The sequence below is a fragment of the Kribbella sp. NPDC048837 genome, assembly GCF_055586945.1.
The window spans coordinates 424,328-440,404 of record NZ_JBVJHF010000002.1; the positions used below are offsets into that span (position 1 = coordinate 424,328).

Genomic DNA, 16,077 nt, shown 5'->3' on the forward strand with positions numbered 1-16,077 from the left:
ACGGGGCGTGCGAGCGGGCTTCATGATCTGGAACCGAGTCCTGCTCATCCTCCCGGACGTACTTCCCCGGCGTCCGGACGGTTACCTCGGAGGTCCGTTTGCCCGACCGGATCCGGCTGCTGCTGGTCGACGACCAGATCCTCAGCCGCGGCTTGCTTCGCAGCAGTCTCGAGCGTGAGCGAGATCTGGAGATCGTTGCCGAGCTCAACAGAAGCGACGATGTGGTCGGTGCCGCGAAACGGCACCGCGCGAACGTCGCTCTGCTCGACGCCGCAGGCCCGGGGAGTGACAGCATCACGGTGACCGCCGAGCTGCGGACGTCGATGCCGGAGTGCCGGGTCGTGATGCTGACGACGTACGGGCGCCCGGTGCATCTGCGGCGTGGTCTCAACGCCGGTGCGAAGGGGTTCGCACTGAAGGGGAGTCCGGCGCCGCAGTTGGCGGATGCAGTACGGCGGGTTCACCTCGGGCTGCGCGTGGTCGACGCGAACCTGGCGGCCGAGACACTCAAGTACTCCGAGACACCGCTCGACGACGACGAGACCGACACCCTGCGGACGGCTCGTGAGGGTGGTTCGGTTGCGTTGATGGCGCGGAAACTCGATGTCTCCGAGCGCGTCGTGCGTACCCGACTGTGGTCAGCGATCGGCAAGACTGGTGCCCGCACCCGGTCCGACGCAATCCAAATCGCCGAACACAACGGCTGGCTCCTCGACTGAACCCCGGCTCGCTCGTACCGCCCTGCCACGAGTACAACTGGCACGCCCGCGTCGAGGTCGTGCTGACTGCGACGCGCTTGTTCCGTGTCCAAAGCAACCACTTGGTGGGCTGCTCCCACGCAGCCAGGTAGGCGCCTAACGGTGCTGACGGAACCCTGGTCGACAGCTCTGCTTCGAGGGACGGGCTGCCGGCTTGGACTGCAGCCGAGCCCGATTGGGCTCCGGTCGCCTGACCGACTACCCCAGTAGCCAACTGGCCCTCGACCTCGCCAAGCTCGGCGGCGCCGAGGACGACGCTGCGGAGGACGACGCTGCGGAGGACGACGCTGCGGAGGACGATGGTGCGGAGGGCGACGGTGCGGAGGGCGTTGGTCGGCGTCCGGTGATTAGCTGAGGGCCTGCGCGCTGGTAGCCGACCTATTGGCCGGGGAGTGGTGGTTAGAGCTGGTCTAGTTGGTCGAGGAGCCAGCTGGGGCCGGTGGAGGTGGCGCCGGTGGGTTCTGTGCGTTGGCGGAGGCCTCGGTCGGCGGTGACTACGGTGACTTCGGGGTTGTGTGGTTGGGCCGCGGACTCGGCGGTGACGGCGGCGATGGTGTCGTCGCCGGAGCCGGGGGCGAGGACCACGCGGAGGGTGCCGGTGTCGGGGGCGTCATCGCCGGAGACGGCGGATCTGGCGGCGCCTTCCAGGATCACGATGATGTCGGTGGTGTCCTGCAGGTGGTGCTGGAGTACGGCGAGCTTCGTCAGGAGGCGGCGTGCTGCGCCGGGGCGGTCGCGCCACCAGCCGTCGGGGCGGGAGCCGATCACGTTCGCCGCGTCGACGACGATCACCCGCGGTCGTCCGGTTGTCATCTGGCCAGTCTGCCCGCTCCGCCCCTCCACACTCGCCCACCACGTCCGGCAGTGCGTCTGCCTGAGCCCGTGTCGTCCGGTGGTCCGTGGTCGGGTGCCGGGTTGTCGTGAGGCCGGCTGGAGGTTGGCTGTCGTGAGGCCGGTCGGGTGTGATCGCCGGTAGTGCTGGGCGGTCGGACCGCGTCGGGGTGAGTCCGTACGCGCGGTCTCACGGGTCGGCCGGATGTGGGTGTGGTTCGCGTGGTGGGTTGGATGTGGATGTGTGCCGCGTGGCGCGTCGGCCCGGCGGCCGGTGACGGCGCGGTCGGCCCGCGCAGTCCGAGCGGGGGTGGGCGCGCGGTGGTAATAGGTCGGCCGCGTGGCTGCGGGTCGGCGTGGTGTGGGTGCGGGCCGGGCGGTGATTTGTCGGTCGGAGCGCGCCGGTCCTGGGAGCGAGCAGGTGTAGGCCGGGAGGGGTCCGTGAAAGGTGGCGGGTCGGTCGGCGGGCTGCCGACAGTCGCGGCCCGGTGCGGCGGCGGGAGTCACACCTCGCGGGGCGGCCGGCGTCGTGGGAGGGGGGCGGCCCGGCGTCGGGGGTTAGGTGCAGGTGGAGAGGAAGTTGCCGGTGTGGGTTACGAGGAGGTGGGGGCCTGGGGTGGCGGGGATGCGTTGGTGGGGGGTGTGGATGGGGTGGCGGGTGCCGTTGGGGGACAGGACGAGGGTGTTGGGGGCGTTGAGGGCTACTAGTTCGTCGTCGGCGCGGACTAGGACGGGGGCGGTGTAGGACCAGGAGATGGCTGTGCGGCCGGCGGCTAGGCCGGCTAGGACGGCGGGGACTAGTTCGTCGGGGGTTTCGGCTGCGGCGTCTACGGCTATCCAGGTGGTGGGGGTGCCGGGTGGGGTCAGCGAGGTTGGGTTGTGCCAGTCGCTGCCGCCGATGGGGGTGGTGGTCTCGAGGCCCCAGGCTTGCCACCAGGCGACGGGGCCGCCCCAGGTGTGGTCGAGCCAGGACGAGTGCCAGATCTCGGCCAGGGGTGGGTGCTCGGGGAGGGGGTGGCGCCAGGAGCAGTCGCCGCCTAGTGGGTGGTTGATCGAGAGGAGGCCGCCGCGCTGGGCGACTTCGGAGACCCAGGTGGAGGCGGGGCGGCGGAAGTCGATGACACCGATGTCGCCGAAGGCGTTCGCGTGGCCGGTGTCGGTGGTCACCTCTTGGCCGGGGATCAGGCCGATGCCGAAGCGCTTGGTGAGGGAGGGGAGTTCGAGGTGGTGGGCCACGGTGTTGTGGTCGGTGACGGCTAGTACGTCGAGGCCGGCGGTGACGCCGAGCGCGGCGAGGTTGGCGATCGGGGTGGAGCCGTCGGAGTGGAGTGAGTGTGCGTGGAAGTCGCCTGCTACCCACTTCAGGCCGGATGGTGCGGGGAGAGTGCGGCGGGGTGGGCGTGGTGGTACGGCGATTGCGGCGGTCAGGTCGGCGTACGACCTGAGGCCGGGGATCTCCGGGACTGGGCCGGTGACTGCTTCGACGATGAGTTCGACGCCCTCGACCGGGATGCGGTGGAGGCCGAGGACTATCCACCAGGTGCCGGGTTCCAGGTCGCCTGCGAGGTAGCCAGGGGTTGCCGCTGTTGGGGTGATCGCGAAGGTTTGGCGGGCGCCGCCGGACCAGCCGCGCCAGCCGGCCGCGCCCTCGCAGCCGATGTCGATGACCGCACCCTCGACGGGCGGGATGGTGAGGGTGACGAGGAGGCCTGGGCAGTCGGCCGGGATGTCGACGGGGAGGGAATGCCAGACCGACTCGGCGCGGTCGTCGAGGGTCCAGAGCCGACGGTACGTCGTAACAGCCATCAGTCGACCGTATTCGGTTGGCGGACGCGGAGCGTCGTGAGGTCCGTCGGCAGACTGGGTCGGGATGTGTGGTGCACCAGGTGATCCGGGTGGGGTGGGCGGTGGGCCTGCTGATCTGGGTGGGGTGGGCGGTGCGTCGGCTGATCCGTGTGGGGTGGGCGGTGTGTCAGTTGACGTGGGTGGGACGGGCGGTGCGCCAGCTGATCTGGGTGGGATGGGCGGTAGGCCCGCTGACCTGGGTGGGGTGGGCGGTGCGTCAGGTGACCGGGCCGGGAAGGGTGGGGCGTCGGGTGGGGGCGGCGGGATGGGTGGTGCATCAGGCGACCGTTGCGGGTTGGCGGGCTAGGAGGTGGCCGGAGTCTCGGTCGTAGAGGAGGACTCGGGAGGCGGGGGCGGTGAGGACTACTCGGGTGCCGGGGGTGGGTTCGGCTTCTTCGGGGACGGTGACGCCGATGAGGGTGCCGTCGCAGTCGACGCTGACGAGGGACTGGGTGCCGAGGTTCTCGGCGACTACGACGGTGCCGCGGAGGGCTGGGCCGGTGATGTCGCCGGTGGTCAGGGTCAGGTACTCGGGGCGGATGCCTACGGTTACCTCGGCGCCGGCGGGGGCGGAGAAGGTTGTCGCAGGCAACGAGCCGCCGGCGACCGAGACAACGCCGACCGCACCATCGGGGGCCGAGCCGTTGGAGCGGGCCTTCGGGCCGGACGCGGCCCCGGCCAACGAGTCGGCCGAGCCGGACGCGGCTCCGTTCGAGCCGGAGGAGCCGACGGAGCCGCCCGAGCCGCCCGAGCCGGCGGAGCTGCCCGAGCCGCCCGAGCCGGCGGAGCTGCCCGAGCCGCCCGAGCCGGCGGAGCTGCCCGAGCCGGCTGCGACGGCCAGGCTGCCGGAGCCGGTTAAGACTCCGGCGTTCGACGCGGTGGAGGTGACGGTGCCGGGGAGGAGGTTCATGGGGGTGGAGCCGATGAAGTTGGCGACGAAGGTGTTGGCGGGGCGGGCGAAGACCTCTCGGGGTGAGCCGAGCTGACGGAGCTTGCCGGCGTCCATCACCGCGATGCGGTCGGCCAGGGCCAGCGCCTCGGCCTGGTCATGGGTGACGAAGACCGTGGTGATGCCGAGGTCGCGCTGGAGCTTCTTCAGGAACGTGCGTGCTTCCAGGCGCAAACGCGCGTCCAGGTTGGACAGTGGCTCGTCGAGGAGGAGCACCTTGCCCTCGGAGGCGATCGCGCGGGCCAGGGCGACCCGCTGCTGCTGGCCGCCCGACAACTGGCCGGGCTTGCGGTCGAGGAGGCCCTGGAGGGACAGTTCGCCGCCAGTGCGCTCGGCCACCGCGGTACGAGTGGCCGCGGCAACTCGACGTACCTTCAAGGGGTAGGTGATGTTCTCCGCCACGTTCATGTGTGGGAACAGGGCATAGTCCTGGAAGACCATCGCGACGCCGCGCTTGCCCGGTTCGGTCCGGGTCACGTCGGCGGCGTCGATCCGGACCGTGCCCTCGGTCGCGGGCTCCAGGCCCGCGATCGTCCGCAGCAGCGTGGTCTTGCCGCAGCCGGACGGGCCGAGCAGCGCGAAGAACTCGCCGTCGGCAACGTGCAGGTCCAGCCCGTCGACGGCGCGGACGCCGTTCGGGTAGACAGTCGCCAGGCCTTCGATGTCGATGCCCGCCATCAGCTCTTGATCCCTCCGTGGAAGCGGAACCCGTACCGCGAGTTCACCAGCAGGTACAGCACGACGACCGGGATCGAGAACAGCAGCGAGAAGACCGGCAGCACCTGCAGGTTCACGCTGCCGCCTTCGTCGGTGAGGGTCTGCATCAGCACCGCACCGGGCTGCTTGTCGATCGACCGGATGAGTAGGAAGGGCACCAGGAAGTTGCCCCAGGAGTTGACGAACGCCCAGACCATGATGGTCGCGAGTCCGGGCCGGGCCACCGGCAGTACGACGTCCCGCAGGATCTGGCCCGTGGACGCCCCGAAGACCCGCGCCGACTCCTCGTAGGACTTCGGCACCGCGTCGACGAAGTCCTTCAGGATGAAGATTGCCGCCGGCAACAGCCCGCCGGTCATCACCAGCGCGACCCCGAACCGGGAGTCGATCAGCCCGAGCTGGAACATCATCACGAAGATCGGCACCATCGCGGCCGTCCCGGTGACGACCGAGGACAGCAGCAACAATCCGTACAGCAGCGCGTCGCGGCCCGGAATACGTACGCGCGACAACGCATACGAAGCCAAGGCGGCGAAGGCGGTCACGGCCACGGCGGTCGTCACGCAGATCAGCAGCGAGTTGACCATCGAGTGCATCGCGTACGGATGCTCGAGGGTCTTGCGCACGTTCTCCAGCGTCCAGTCCGGCCAGTGCACGCCGAGACCCGGCGAAGCGTCGAAGGGCGCCGATGCGATCCACAGCATCGGTACGGCGAAGAACAGCGTGATCGCGCAGATCAGCACGTAGAAACCGATCCGGCGTACGACGTGGGCGGGCCTCATGAGCGCCTCCGTAGCAGCCGTAGGTAGATCAGCGAGACCAGCAGGTTCGCGATCAGCAGCAGGAACGAGATGGCCGACGAGTAGCCGAGCTCACCGCCCTGCAGAGCCACGTTGTAGATGTAGACCGGCACGGTCTCGGACTCGTGGTTCGGACCGCCCTTGGTGAGCAGGAACGGCGAGAAGTCGTTCGCCGTCCACAGCGAGATCAGCAGCGTGTTCGTCAGCACGTGACCGCGGATGTGCGGGAACACCACGTCCCGCAGCGTCTGCCACCCCGATGCCCCGACCATCCGCGCCGACTCGAGCTGCGACGGCGGTACGGCCTGCAAGGCGGACGAGTACAACATCATCGAGAACGCCGTACCGCGCCAGGTGTTGAACACCACCAGGCAGATCATCGGGTAGTCGATCAGCCACGCGGTGCCCGGCGTACCCAGAATGCTGTTGAGCGTCCCGCCGTCCCGGTCGTAGAACGCGACCCAGAGGTACGCGACCACCGTCGACGGCAGGATCCAGGCCAGCAGCACGAACGCCTCGACGGTCCGGCGTACGGCGGGGCGCGTACGGCGCATCACCCAGGCGAGCGTGAAGCCGAGGATGTTCTGGCCGATGATCGCCGAGCCGAGGACGAACAGCATCGTCAGCCACAGCGCGTTGTGGAAGAGGGCGTCGTTGAGCGCCTTGGTGTAGTTCGACAGGCCGACGATCGACGGCGAGACGGCCTCGACACCGGTCAACCGGTAGTTGGTGATCCCGATGTAGATCGTCCAGACCGCCGGGAAGATCAGGAACGCGCCGATCAGCAGCATGGCCGGAGCGACGAAGCCGAACGCCCGGGAGACGCCGAGCCCGGCGACGTCCTGGGCCGGCCCACGGGCCTGCCGCGCCGACTCGGAGGTCTGCCGCGCCGGCTCAGGTGCCTGAGCCGGCGCGGGTGCGGGAGCAGAGGTCATCAGTTGCCGGCGACCTTGTCCTTGCCGCCGGCCGCGGCCTCGACCGCCTTCTGGTAGGCCTGCGCGGCGGCGTCCGTGCTCTTGCCGCCGACCACGTCCGCGGTCGCCTGCTGCAGAGCGGCCGAGATCTTCGGGTACTCCGCCAGTCCGGGCCGGTACTGCGTGAGCGGCAGGACCTTGTCGGCGATGAAGCTCAGCATCGGGTCACTCGCGAGCACCTCGCTGTTGACGTCGCTGCGCTGGGTGATCTTGGCCGCGCCGTCCAGCGAAGCCTTCACCATGTCCGCGGAGTTCATGAACTGCAGGAGCTCCCAGGCCTGCTGCGGGAACTTGGTGTTCGGGTTGATCACCGTCGCGCCGCCGCCCGACATCGAGACGAAGTCCTGGCCCTTCACACCGGCGCCCGGCAGGGCGGCCGGGATCAGCGCGTAGCCGACGGCCGAGTCGCGGTCGGCCATCTTGGCCACACCCGCCTTGGGCTCCACCACGCTGCGCCAGAAGTAGTCGCTCTCCAGCAGGATGCCGATCTTGTTCGCGGCGAACTCGGCGAAGGACTTGTCCCGGCCCTTGGCCTCGCGCTGCAGCACCGGGTCACCGAGTCCGGTGCCGTAGATCTTGTGGTAGAAGTCCAGCACCTGGCGCAGCTTAGGGGTGTCGCCCAGCCACTTGCCGTCGGTGTTGACGGTGGCGCCGGTGCCGACCAGCAGCGGCAGCACACCCTGCATCGTGGTCGCCTCGCCCATCGCCGTACCGGCGTTGATCTGGATCGGAGTGACGCCGGACAGCTTCTTCAGCGCCTGGCCGGCGGTGATGATGTCGTCCCAGGACTTCGGCTGCCAGTCGGCGGGCAGGCCGGCCTGCTGGAAGAGCTTCTTGTTGAAGTACAGCACCCGGCCGTCGGTGCCGCCGGGGACGCCGTACCGCTTGCCCTCGAAGCTGCCGAGCTGCTGGACCGACTCCGGGATCTGCTTCCAGCCGTCCCAGTCGTTCACCTTGGCCTCGTCGCCGACGGTGTCGGTGAGCGGCTTGATGTAGCCGGCCTGGGCGAACTCGCCGACCCAGATGCCGTCGATCTGGAACAGGTCCGGTCCGGACTTGTTCGACAGGTCGAGCGAGAGCTTCTGCTTGTAGACCTCGTCGTCGGAGCCGTCACCCTGGAACTTGACGGTGACGTCGACGCCCTTGCCCTTCTGCTCGGCGACGAACTTCGGGATCAGCACGTCCTCGATGAAGGTGGCGCCGGCGCTGCTCTTGCCGCCCTTGACCGAGTTCGAGCCGATCGTCAGCTCGACCTTCTTGGCGTCGGAGTTGCGGTTCGCGTCCTGGTCGCCGCTGCCGGAGTCGGACGAGCCGAGGCAGCCGGTGAGCAGGGCGAGGGCCGCCGCGCCGAGGACGCCGGCGGTGGACAACCGGGTGAGAGATCGCATCAAGGCTCCTTGCGAAAAGTGGTCCAGCGAGAGTGCCGGTCAAACATTGGCACTCCTGAGCGACTATGTGAAGACTTTTTTCCAACCCCGAAGCGAACGTTTGCCAGGTGCTGTAGGCAACCACTGACGGAGTGTCAAGCCCGGTGCGGGCGGGACGCATTGCGGAAGAGTTAAAGGATGCTCAAGGTTGTGTGGCAACAGGTAGTTGAGTAGATACAGACCGTGACTGGCGGCGGTACGGTCTTGCCGATCGGTTCAGCGGATCGGAGGTGAACGACATGGGACTGCTGCACGGAGTTGCTTGCCTTCTGGACGACCTGCTCAGTCATTGCCACCACTGGTGGCACCACTGCTGGTGGTGACCCGACCGGCCGGCTGGTGACGGCCACGACCCGGCTGGTGGGCCGGTGACGATCCCATCGGGCTCCCGCTGACGCGCAAGCAGCGGGGAATCCGGAATCTCCCCGAGCACCGCTCCATCCGCCGACCGAGGATCACCAGGACAACTGAACGAGAAGTGTCGATCCGAAGGAGTGCGAACAACGGCCGGCCCCGACGATGTCGGGGCCGGCCGTCCTCTGTCCGGCTGAGGAACCCTGAGGGCTCAGCTCTGGGCCAGTTGCATCATCTGCTTGGGCAGCACCGACATCTGCGCCGGGATCGGCAGCTTCGGCCGAACCAGCTCGAGCAGGCTGGACGCGGCGTTCGCGACCGGCAGTGGCAGGGCCAGGCCCAGAGATGCCAGCAGCGCGTTCACGAGAGCCAGGACCGCACCCAGGATGTCCAGGCCCGGCAGCGGCAGTGCGCTCCAGCCCTGGATCGGTGTACCGGCCGCGGACATGCTTCCGGTCGGTTGTGCCTGCTTGGCCTTCCCCTTGCCGAGCAGAGACGTGAGGGCGAGACCGCTGGCGGCGTTCACGAAGGTGCCGGCGCTCTCGTCGTAGGACCACTTCTGCCCGTCACCGGCGCGGCACGGCAGCACCAGCAGTGGTGCGGAGGCCGGAACCTTGGCCAGGTCCGCTCCGCTGTCCAGGCAGGCGCCGGTCTGGGCAAGGGCGCCACCGACGCTCTTGCTCATCGCGACCTGCAGCTGGCCGGACTCGGTGTAGATCCACTCCTGGGTCTTGCCCTCCTTGCCCGGTGCGCACGCCATCATGACCGCCATCGGCACCTTGGCGGCCGCGACGAAGGTGAGGCAGTACCGCGTGTCGGCGCGGGTGGCGATCTGTTTCGCCACGCCCACCTCGACGCCGGGAGCGGTCGCACCGCCCGCGACCGGGTTCGCGGCCTGGGCCGGTACGGCGGTGGCCAGCGCGACGCTGACCGCGAGCACTGCCACGCCGGTGCGACTCAACAACTTACGGATGATCAAGACAACCTCCAGAGGTCGTGCCATCGCAGCTCGCGTCAGGTCGTCGGGACCCCGTGACGTGAGCAGATCCGGGTTCCGGGAACCGCGACGGACACCCCAAGCGCTGTGGGGCGGGCTGCGGTCGATCCCCCGTGAGGAGGCGGTGTGGCCCGGAAGGCCGAAAGTGACTCAACGCGACGTTGACGCCACAACCAGTAAGGCACAGGTGCGTCGGCGGTGGTTATGGCGAGACCCCGAAACTTGATGCCAATGGCAACTAACTGCCAGGCGAAAGTTGTTGCGCAGGGCACCGAAATCCGGCTGAAGACCAGCCGTGTGGCCGCCGAGTGGAGGCTGTGTGTCGATCGAGATGTTACGGCAATCTGTGGGGATTCCAGTAGCTCACCGGGTCAGTTGATGCCTACGGCAACAGAGTTGTCACTGCGGCTGTTTGGTGTCTTTGGGGTCCGGGGCGAGTTCCTGCTCGACCGCGAGCCGTTCGTCGGCCGGGGCCTCGCGGGTGCTCTCCAGAGCCGGAGGGCTGTCGGCGGTGGCGTCACTGTCCGTGATCTCGCCGCCGACGGTGTCACTGGGTGCGGTCGCGGCCTGGGCGCGCAGTTCGCGCATCTCCCTGCGGCGACGGTAGCCGCGGCCGAGTCCCTTCTTCGTCAGCCACAGGCCGGCCATCAGCGCCAGCCCGGTCACCGCGCCGAGGAAGAACACCGTCGGTACGGCGACGCCGAAGTCGACGCCGAACACCTCGAGCTTGGTCGAGGCGGTGGACGACACCGAGACGCCGAGCCCGAACAACACGGCCAGCGCGATCAGAACGATTCCGAGGACGACCATGGCAAGCTGCCTCTCCGTCCGGAGACTGCCGGACTCTGTCAGGCCTCACTGCTCAGTAGTGCGGAGAGCAATGCGACCGCACCGCTCTTGTCGAGTGGGTTGTTCTGGTTCCCACACTTGGGCGACTGTACGCACGACGGGCATCCATCCGTACATTCACAGTGTGCAATCGCCTCGCGTGTCGCCGTCAACCATTCGCGCGCCGCGGCGTACCCGTGTTCCGCGAATCCGGCCCCTCCGGGGTGGCCGTCGTACACGAAGACGGTGAGGCAGCCGGTGTCGGCGTGCCGGGCGGTGGAGACGCCACCGATGTCCCAGCGGTCGCAGGTGGCGAACAACGGGAGCAGGCCGATCGACGCGTGCTCGGCCGCATGCGCCGCTCCGGGCACGTCGGACAGCCCGAGCCTCTCGAGGACGGCGTCCGGCATGGTCCACCAGACCGCCTTGGTCCGCAGGGTGCGCTCCGGCAGGTCGAGCGGCTGCTCATCGAGTACGTCGCCAGTGGCGAGCAGCTTGCGCTGGTACGAGACCACTTGACTCTTCACCTGGACCCAGCCGCGCGACAACTCCGCCGTACCCCAGGTGCAGGTCTCTTCGGTCGCCAGGATGCTGATCTCGGTCAGGTCCCGGGCAAAGGTGGTGTAGTCGGGGGAGGCCGGCTCGACGACCGCTGCATGCTCCTCGAGGTCCAGAGTCCTGACCAGATAGGACTCGCCGGCGTGCACGTAGACGGCGCCCTCGTGAACCGACGCATGTGCCGAGCCGCCGTCGACCGTGCCGAGCAGCCGACCGGTCTGGTCCTCCACGATCTGCACTGTCTTCCCACCGGCCGACCTGATGTCGATGGCGTCCACGGCCCGCTCCCGGCGGGTCCAGAACCAGCCGTGCGGCCGCTCGCGCAGCAGCCCCTGCCGAACCAGCTGGGCGATCACGGTTGGCGTCGTACTGCCGAAGATCTCGTAGTCGTCGGCAGTGAGTGGGAGCTCTTGTGCGGCAGCGCACAGCTGCGGGCCGAGGACATACGGGTTCTCCGGGTTGAAGACTGTTGCCTCGACCGGGCGTCCGAAGATGGCGGCCGGGTGGCGGACCAAATAGGTGTCCAGCGGATCGTCACGTGCGACCAGCAGAGCCAGTGCGTCGCCCCCGGCCCGGCCGGCGCGTCCCGCCTGCTGCCACAGGGATGCGCGCGTACCAGGCCAGCCTGAGAGCAGTACGGCGTCGAGTCCGGCGATGTCGATGCCCAGCTCGAGCGCATTGGTGGCAGCAACCCCGGTGAGCTCACCGCTCTGCAGCATGCTCTCGAGTCGTCGACGCTCCTCCGGCAGATAGCCCGCCCGGTACGCCGACACCTGGTCTGACAACGAAGGGTCGACCTCGAGGAGGTTCTCCCGTGCTGTCATCGCGACTGTCTCCGCGCCACGACGAGACCGGACGAACGCCACGGTCCGCACACCCGACACGACCAGATCGGTCAACAGGTCGGCCACCTCGGCTGTGGCGGAACGGCGCACCGGGGCGCCGTTCTCGCCGCGCAGTGAGGTCAGCGGCGGCTCCCACAGGCCGAAGGAGATGCCGCCGCGCGGAGAGCCGTCCTCCACCACTTCGACCATCGGCAGACCGGTCAACCGCTCGCCGGACACCGCCGGCTCGGCGACCGTCGCGGAAGCGCAGATGAAGATCGGATGGGCGCCGTACTGCGCACAGACCCGACGCAACCGGCGCAGCACGCCGGCAACGTGCGCACCGAAGACGCCGCGATAGTGGTGGCACTCGTCGACCACGACGTACTGCAGGCAGCCCAGGAAGCGCGCCCAGCGCTGGTGGTTCGGCAGGACCGAGCGGTGCAGCATGTCGGGATTGCTGAGCACGTACGTCGCGTGGTCGCGAGCCCAGTCGCGTTCGGTGCGTTCCGAGTCGCCGTCCAGCGTGGTCGCCCGCAGACCAGGCACTGTGTACGACGAGACCGCGCGGAGCTGGTCATGCGCCAGAGCCTTGGTCGGGGACAAGTACAGAACAGAGGCCACCCGGCGCTGCGGGGACGCGGCCTGCGCGATGCTCAAGGTGGCGAAGGCAGGTAGGAGATAACCGAGCGACTTGCCCGAGGCGGTGCCGGTGGCAACCACGACGTGCTTCCCGCCGTACGCCGCTTCCGCGGTGGCGACCTGGTGCGTCCAGGGTTCGTTGATCCCGGCATCGGCCAGCTGGCCGAGCACGTCATCGGGAACCCAGCGCGGCCAAGCACACGTTTGCCCCCGCCGGGCCGGCACGGACTCGACATGCGTGAGCCGGTCGTCGCGGCCGGTCGCCAAACGCTTGAGCACGGCCGCCGCCTCACCACCTGCACGCATACCGCGAGCCTAGTCGCGAGTGCGGACAGTCGTCGTCCAGGTGCACGGGCGTGTGCACGCGACGGATGCACGGCTCATTTTGCCGACAAGAATCGACTTCGGTCTGGCGAGATGAAAGAGTTTTGAGCAACGGCCCTACTCACGGTCCGTACATGGTTGAATGCAGCAGTTCACGGGATCGGAGGCCGAAGTGGATCTGTCGCTGACCGCGCGCGCCGAGGGCGGGCGTACCGTCATCGAGGTGGCGGGGGAGATCGACGTCTACACCGCACCGAAGCTCCGGGAGAAGATCGCCACGCTCGTCGACGACGGTGTCTACCACCTGGTGATCGACCTGGAACGCGTGGAGTTCCTGGACTCCACCGGCCTCGGTGTGCTCGTCGGCGGACTGAAACGGGTCCGCACCCACGATGGATCCCTGTCCCTGGTCTGCACCCAGGAACGGCTGCTCAAGATCTTCCGGATCACCGGTCTGACCAAGGTTTTCGACATCCATCCGGACGTGGCCTCGGCGATCTGACCGCAGCGAAAAGGTGTTCACGGCACTACGAAGCGTGAGGAGGTCGGCGGGGCCAGGGGGAGATCTTATCCAGCCCCGCGGGTATGGCGTAGACCACCCTGTCGTCAGGTCTGGTCGGATACCCGTTAGAGTGACCCACCGCGCCAGTTCCTTGGTGCTGTGTCGTATTTTCCCAACCCTTCGGTTGCGGCAGACGGGGGCCGTCAAGCCTGGATGGGTTGCCTACAAGGAGGACGGATGTCCGCGCTGCTTGCTCCACAAGCGGTGGATCTTTCGTCGAGCAACACCACACTGGTGATCGTCGTCGGAGTGATCGCGATCCTCGCGGTCGCCATTGCGATGGTCTTCCGGGGCCAGGTGCTTGCCGCGAACGATGGCACCGAGAACATGAAGACGATCGCCGCAGCGGTCCAGGAAGGCGCTTCGGCCTTTCTGAGCCGGCAGTTCCGGACGCTGTCGATCTTCGCCGTGGTCGCGTTTCTGTTGCTGTTCCTGTTGCCGGCGCACACCGACGGCGACAACGAGACGACGCTGAAGATCTTCCGATCCGTCTTCTTCCTGGTCGGTGCGGGCTTCTCGGCCCTGATCGGCTACCTGGGCATGTGGCTCGCGACGCGCGCCAACGTCCGGGTCGCCGCGGCCGCGCGCGACGAGGGCCGCGAGCCCGCCATGCGGGTCGCGTTCCGCACCGGTGGCACCGTCGGCATGGCGACCGTGGGCTTCGGCCTGTTCGGCGCCGCGCTGGTCGTACTGCTCTTCAAGGGTGACGCTCCGACCGTGCTCGAGGGCTTCGGTTTCGGTGCCGCCCTGCTGGCCATGTTCATGCGTGTCGGCGGCGGTATCTTCACCAAGGCCGCCGACGTCGGCGCCGACCTGGTCGGCAAGGTCGAGCAGAACATCCCCGAGGACGACCCGCGCAACGCCGCCACCATCGCCGACAACGTCGGTGACAACGTGGGTGACTGCGCCGGTATGGCGGCCGACCTGTTCGAGTCGTACGCCGTGATGCTGGTGGCCTCGCTGATCCTGGGCAAGGCCGCGTTCGGCGAGCAGGGCCTGATCTTCCCGCTGATCGTGCCGGCCATCGGTGCCATCACCGCGGTCATCGGTGTCTTCCTGACCCGTCCGCGCGCCGGCGAGAACGGCCTGCGCACGATCAACCGGGCCTTCTACATCTCCGCGATCATCTCCGCGGTGCTGTGCACGGTGGCCGCGTTCGTCTACCTGCCGAGCAGCTTCCGGGACCTGACCGGAGCGACCGACCTGATCGCCGCCCACGACGGCGACCCGCGGCTGATCGCCACCGTCTCGGTGATCATCGGCATCGTGCTGGCGGCCATCATCCTGGCCCTGACCGGCTACTTCACCGGCACCGAGGACAAGCCGGTCCAGGACGTCGGCAAGACGTCGCTGACCGGTGCCGCGACCGTCATCCTGTCCGGTATCTCGGTCGGCTTCGAGTCCGCCGTCTACACCGCCGTGGTGATCGCGGCGGCCGTGTACGGCGCCTTCCTGGTCGGCGGCTCCGGTGTGGTCGCGCTGTTCGCGATCGCGCTGGCCGGTTGTGGTCTGCTCACCACCGTCGGCGTCATCGTCGCGATGGACACCTTCGGCCCGGTCTCCGACAACGCGCAGGGCATCGCCGAGATGTCCGGTGACGTGGACGGCGAGGCGGCCCAGATCCTGACCGAGCTGGACGCCGTCGGCAACACCACCAAGGCCATCACCAAGGGCATCGCGATCGCGACCGCTGTGCTGGCCGCGACCGCCCTGTTCGGTTCCTACACCGACTCGATCCGGTCCTCGCTGGGCGAGAACTACGCCAAGTTCGAGGCGGAGGCGCTGGTGTTCAACCCGGCCACCCTCGTCGGCCTGATCCTCGGCGCCGCAGTGGTGTTCATGTTCTCCGGTCTCGCCATCAACGCGGTCGGCCGCGCCGCCGGCGCGGTGGTCTACGAGGTCCGTCGCCAGTTCCGCGACATCCCCGGGATCATGGACGGCACCGGCAAGCCGGAGTACGGCAAGGTCGTGGACATCTGCACCCGCGACTCGCTGCGGGAGCTGGCGACCCCGGGTCTGCTCGCGCTGACCGCGCCGATCGCCGTCGGCTTCGGCCTCGGCGCCGCGCCGCTGGCCGGCTACCTGGCCGGTGCGATCGGCGCCGGCACCCTGATGGCGGTCTTCCTGGCCAACTCCGGTGGTGCCTGGGACAACGCCAAGAAGCTGGTCGAGGACGGAAACCACGGTGGCAAGGGCTCGCCCGCGCACGAGGCCACCGTCATCGGTGACACCGTCGGCGACCCGTTCAAGGACACCGCCGGCCCGGCCATCAACCCGCTGATCAAGGTGATGAACCTGGTCTCGGTGCTGATCGCCCCGGCCGTCGTCGGCTTGTCGTCGATCGGCGACGACACCAACACCGGCCTGCGGATCGGCATCGCCGTGGCGGCTGTGCTGATCCTGGTCGCGGCCGTGGTCGTCTCCAAGCGTCGCGAGTCGGTCATCGCCGACACGCCGGCCGAGGTGAACGCCGCCGCCTGACCGCGGCAGTACGGCGGAGAAGCGCCGTACACCGATGTAGCAGCAGAACGGCCCACCGGGACTCGTCCCGGTGGGCCGTTCTTCTTTGGTCGCACCGTTCGCAGACTTTCGGCTGATGCGGGCGGGTGGCCGGATGGGGGATCGTCGGGGTTGCGGTCAGGGGTATAACCGATGGCCGCCCGGTCCGCACCGACGGCAGAATCAAC

At 68.5% G+C, this 16,077-nt stretch carries 12 protein-coding genes; 3 read left to right on the plus strand and 9 right to left on the minus strand.

Annotation, left to right across the window (positions count from 1 at the left end; genetic code table 11):
- Positions 1–98 precede the first annotated feature (98 nt).
- Positions 99–719 carry a response regulator gene (locus tag ACZ6O0_RS09955; protein ID WP_465764471.1) on the plus strand — a complete coding sequence of 207 codons (621 nt, stop codon included), beginning with the start codon at positions 99–101 and terminating at the stop codon, positions 717–719.
- Positions 720–1,157: 438 nt separating this feature from the next.
- On the opposite strand, the gene ACZ6O0_RS09960 is transcribed toward ACZ6O0_RS09955, so the two are convergent.
- The 9 genes from ACZ6O0_RS09960 to ACZ6O0_RS10000 form a co-directional block, all read right to left on the minus strand.
- A complete protein-coding gene (locus ACZ6O0_RS09960) occupies positions 1,158–1,571 on the minus strand; it encodes a hypothetical protein (RefSeq protein WP_465764472.1) in 414 nt (137 codons plus the stop codon).
- A 576-nt stretch (positions 1,572–2,147) separates the two neighbouring features.
- Positions 2,148–3,395: a CehA/McbA family metallohydrolase gene (locus ACZ6O0_RS09965; protein ID WP_465764473.1), complete on the minus strand. Its 1,248-nt coding sequence runs from the start codon at positions 3,393–3,395 to the stop codon at positions 2,148–2,150.
- Positions 3,396–3,711: 316 nt separating this feature from the next.
- Complete coding sequence (locus ACZ6O0_RS09970) at positions 3,712–5,061, minus strand: ABC transporter ATP-binding protein (protein ID WP_465764474.1); 1,350 nt, start codon at positions 5,059–5,061, stop codon at positions 3,712–3,714.
- The gene (locus ACZ6O0_RS09975) at positions 5,061–5,882 is read right to left on the minus strand and encodes a carbohydrate ABC transporter permease (RefSeq protein WP_465764475.1); all 822 of its coding nucleotides are present in this window, start codon (positions 5,880–5,882) and stop codon (positions 5,061–5,063) included. Before ACZ6O0_RS09975 ends, ACZ6O0_RS09970 begins: the two co-directional genes overlap by 1 nt.
- A complete protein-coding gene (locus ACZ6O0_RS09980) occupies positions 5,879–6,835 on the minus strand; it encodes a carbohydrate ABC transporter permease (protein WP_465764476.1) in 957 nt (318 codons plus the stop codon). Before ACZ6O0_RS09980 ends, ACZ6O0_RS09975 begins: the two co-directional genes overlap by 4 nt.
- Positions 6,835–8,262, minus strand: a complete 1,428-nt coding sequence (locus ACZ6O0_RS09985; RefSeq protein WP_465764477.1) for an extracellular solute-binding protein — start codon at positions 8,260–8,262, stop codon at positions 6,835–6,837. Before ACZ6O0_RS09985 ends, ACZ6O0_RS09980 begins: the two co-directional genes overlap by 1 nt.
- A gap of 604 nt (positions 8,263–8,866) precedes the next feature.
- Entirely contained in the window at positions 8,867–9,634 is a 768-nt protein-coding gene (locus tag ACZ6O0_RS09990; RefSeq protein ID WP_465764478.1) for a hypothetical protein, read from the minus strand.
- A 417-nt stretch (positions 9,635–10,051) separates the two neighbouring features.
- Entirely contained in the window at positions 10,052–10,462 is a 411-nt protein-coding gene (locus tag ACZ6O0_RS09995) for a hypothetical protein (RefSeq protein ID WP_465764479.1), read from the minus strand.
- Positions 10,463–10,500: 38 nt separating this feature from the next.
- Positions 10,501–12,810 carry a DEAD/DEAH box helicase gene (locus ACZ6O0_RS10000; protein WP_465764480.1) on the minus strand — a complete coding sequence of 770 codons (2,310 nt, stop codon included), beginning with the start codon at positions 12,808–12,810 and terminating at the stop codon, positions 10,501–10,503.
- A gap of 160 nt (positions 12,811–12,970) precedes the next feature.
- Between ACZ6O0_RS10000 and ACZ6O0_RS10005 the strand changes: the two genes are divergently transcribed.
- Both ACZ6O0_RS10005 and ACZ6O0_RS10010 read left to right on the plus strand, forming a co-directional pair.
- The gene (locus tag ACZ6O0_RS10005) at positions 12,971–13,330 is read left to right on the plus strand and encodes an STAS domain-containing protein (protein WP_465764481.1); all 360 of its coding nucleotides are present in this window, start codon (positions 12,971–12,973) and stop codon (positions 13,328–13,330) included.
- A gap of 237 nt (positions 13,331–13,567) precedes the next feature.
- Entirely contained in the window at positions 13,568–15,871 is a 2,304-nt protein-coding gene (locus ACZ6O0_RS10010) for a sodium-translocating pyrophosphatase (RefSeq protein ID WP_465764482.1), read from the plus strand.
- Positions 15,872–16,077 lie beyond the last annotated feature (206 nt).